Origin of the sequence: Wohlfahrtiimonas populi, assembly GCF_002006795.1 — a bacterium.
GTDB classification, from domain to species: domain Bacteria; phylum Pseudomonadota; class Gammaproteobacteria; order Cardiobacteriales; family Wohlfahrtiimonadaceae; genus Wohlfahrtiimonas; species Wohlfahrtiimonas populi.
This window is the reverse complement of sequence record NZ_MVDN01000031.1, coordinates 1-2,703: the sequence shown is the minus strand read 5'-3', so window position 1 is coordinate 2,703 and position 2,703 is coordinate 1. Positions and strand designations below refer to the sequence as shown.

Here is a 2,703-nt window from a genome sequence, read left to right as displayed (position 1 = left end):
TGCAAGATAAAAATTGTGAACACCGATATAACAAAACGGGCAAGAAAAATCTGACCAAACTTCAACTTTCATAATGATTCCTTCGTGTAACTTTCAGAATTAGTATATTAACAGAGAAAAACAAACTATCATTAGATTTTAGAACACATTTGAATAATTTAAAGGCAAGAAAATGACACAACTGAGATTACTGATTTCTGAAAGTGTAGATCCATGGTTTAACTTGGCGGTTGAAGAGGCAATTTTTGGCTCAATGAATCCAAATCAGAAGGTTCTATTTTTATGGAGAAATGACAGTACAGTTGTGATTGGTCGTGCGCAAAACCCTTGGAAAGAGTGTAATACGCGTAAAATGGATGATGATCATATAAAGTTGGCGCGTCGTCATAGTGGCGGTGGCGCAGTGTTTCATGATTTAGGTAATACTAATTTTACCTTCATGACAGGTAAACCTGATTATAATAAAGATACTTCAACGCAAATCATCATTAATGCCTTAAAAGCTTTGGATCTAAATGTGGAAACTTCAGGTAGAAACGATTTAGTGATCCATCGTGATGATGAAATCCGTAAGATTTCAGGTTCGGCATATCGTGAAAAAGCAGATCGTGGTTTTCATCATGGCACTTTGTTGATCAATGTAGATTTTACACGTTTAGCGAATTATCTAAATCCCGATCCTAAAAAGCTACAAGCAAAAGGTATTACTTCTGTTCGTTCTCGTGTGGCAAACTTAACGGAGTTGTTGCCAACTGTCACGCATGCTGAGATTTGTGGAGTTGTGACTGGGGCATTTTTTGAGCATTATGGCGCAATGGTTGAGCCAGAATTTATTTCTGAAATTAATCCACCAAATATTGAAGGCTTTGCAGAACGCTTTGCGGAACAATCCAGTTGGGATTGGAATTTCGGTAAAGCTTTAGAATTCAGCCATCATTTTGATGAACGCTTTACTTGGGGCGGAGTTGAAGTTCAGCTAGTTGTAAAAGATGGCGCAATCATTGAATCGAAGATTTATAGTGATAGCTTGTATTTGGATTCACTTGAAGCTTTAGAAAAAGCACTTATTGGTATTCGATATAAAGAAGCGGATATTGATCATGTTTTTGGAGATATTATTAAAAAATACCTTGATGGGAAAGATTCATTGAGTGAGCTAAGAAATTGGTTCATCAGCGCCATTCAGTAATAGATAAAATAAAGAGGTTTTATGGCATTTCAAACGGAGAATTATAGTTTAGAGAACTTAGTTCAATCCTTAAATAAAAAACAGCGTGTGAAGTATCTGTACTTTTGGGGACATCGCCCATCAACGGATGGTTCTGTGAGTAAATCATGCTTTAGCCAATGGTGGAATAGCTCCTTTATTGTGGATGGTAATCGTTTCCCAACGGCAGAACATTGGATGATGGCACAAAAGGCATTATTGTTTAATGATCAGGATATTTTTGAGCAAATTTTATTGGCTAAATCACCCGCTGAAGCAAAACAATTAGGACGAAAAGTTGCTCGTTTTGATCAAGCCATTTGGGAAGAAAATGCATTCAAAATTGTGGTAGAAGGCAATTATCATAAGTTCTCTCAAAATCCTGAACTCAAAGCATTTTTGATTGGTACGAATGATCGTGTTTTGGTGGAAGCAAGTCCAGTTGATAAAATTTGGGGCATTGGCATGGCAGAGAATGACCCGAATATTGGGAATCCTCGTCAATGGAGCGGCTTAAATTTATTAGGCTTTGCCTTAATGGAAGTACGTGATCAACTACTTCAAGGCTAAAAATCATTATAAGAACTCGGCATTGTTAAAAACTTTGCGATATATTATGTGCAAGAATAGTTAATATTATAAATATAAAGAGGTAATATTATGTTGCATGAATGGGAAAATATCGCAGTTTTTTTCAATAACAGTGAAGAAGGGCGATTGTTATTATCATTCGCTGCAGAAGCGGCGGCTCATGTATATTTGTAAGTATATGTTTTGTATTTTGTTTTTAAAAATAAAAAATAAGGATACCTTTGTAGATACCCTTATATTAAAAAATCATTGCTTTTCCATCCATGATTTTATTTCTGATAATTTCCATCTTGAAGATGTGCCAAGTTTTATTGGTTTTGGAAAATTTCCTTTTTGAATTTCTTCATAAATCCATTTTCTACCAAAATTTATAATATTAGAAACATCTTCAATTTTTAGAAATCTATCATGATCAGAAACAGGTGGTGTTATTTTAGAGTTAATATCATGGACCATTAATTCCAAATTTTCAATCTGCTTAAGAGTAGCTTTATTTAAACTAACTTCAATAATATTCATACATTTCCTCCATACTTTCTAATATTCTTCAAATACAGCTTATTTTCTTTCTGGTCGATTTCGCCAATTTCATACAGCTGCCCAATATGCTTCTCAGCTTCTTCACGAGATTTAAATGATCTTTGGTATTGTGCGTGAACTGATTTACCCAAAGCCTTTGCTTTCACATCAAAAGAGCAGGGCGTTTCTATTAAAGTGATTTGTTGTAGTTTCATGCGAATAGCTCCAATTGATCATTATAATTACGCTGTTTTTTAACAAGAAATATGACATCTAATGGATTTATCACACACTCTCTCTGTTCATCGCTTGATAGCGACCTTCCATCAAACTTATCTAAGAATCTGTAGCATGTAACAGTAGTGCATAAATTCTGCATGTCATAG

General features: G+C 34.8%; 4 protein-coding genes. 2 read left to right on the top strand and 2 right to left on the bottom strand.

Features of this window, described 5'->3' with window-relative positions:
• Positions 1–172 precede the first annotated feature (172 nt).
• Together BZK16_RS13750 and BZK16_RS13745 are read left to right on the top strand one after the other, a co-directional pair.
• A complete protein-coding gene (locus BZK16_RS13750; protein WP_077929452.1) occupies positions 173–1,189 on the top strand; it encodes a lipoate--protein ligase in 1,017 nt (338 codons plus the stop codon).
• A 21-nt stretch (positions 1,190–1,210) separates the two neighbouring features.
• Positions 1,211–1,777 (top strand): NADAR family protein, encoded by a 567-nt coding sequence (locus BZK16_RS13745; protein ID WP_077929451.1) that lies wholly within the window; start codon positions 1,211–1,213, stop codon positions 1,775–1,777.
• Between the two features lie 267 nt (positions 1,778–2,044).
• Here BZK16_RS13745 and BZK16_RS13740 read toward each other — a convergent pair whose 3' ends face one another.
• Together BZK16_RS13740 and BZK16_RS13735 are read right to left on the bottom strand one after the other, a co-directional pair.
• The gene (locus tag BZK16_RS13740) at positions 2,045–2,317 is read right to left on the bottom strand and encodes a helix-turn-helix transcriptional regulator (RefSeq protein ID WP_143691200.1); all 273 of its coding nucleotides are present in this window, start codon (positions 2,315–2,317) and stop codon (positions 2,045–2,047) included.
• A complete protein-coding gene (locus BZK16_RS13735; protein WP_077929450.1) occupies positions 2,314–2,532 on the bottom strand; it encodes a hypothetical protein in 219 nt (72 codons plus the stop codon). The genes BZK16_RS13740 and BZK16_RS13735 overlap by 4 nt, the downstream gene beginning before the upstream one ends.
• Positions 2,533–2,703 lie beyond the last annotated feature (171 nt).

What these genes read in the sequence shown, in the direction of transcription:
- BZK16_RS13750 (WP_077929452.1), top strand. Translation starts at nt 173, where the DNA reads ATGACACAACTGAGATTACTGATTTCTGAAAGTGTAGATCCATGGTTT.
- BZK16_RS13745 (WP_077929451.1), top strand. Translation starts at nt 1,211, where the DNA reads ATGGCATTTCAAACGGAGAATTATAGTTTAGAGAACTTAGTTCAATCC.
- BZK16_RS13740 (WP_143691200.1), bottom strand. Translation starts at nt 2,317, where the DNA reads ATGAATATTATTGAAGTTAGTTTAAATAAAGCTACTCTTAAGCAGATT.
- BZK16_RS13735 (WP_077929450.1), bottom strand. Translation starts at nt 2,532, where the DNA reads ATGAAACTACAACAAATCACTTTAATAGAAACGCCCTGCTCTTTTGAT.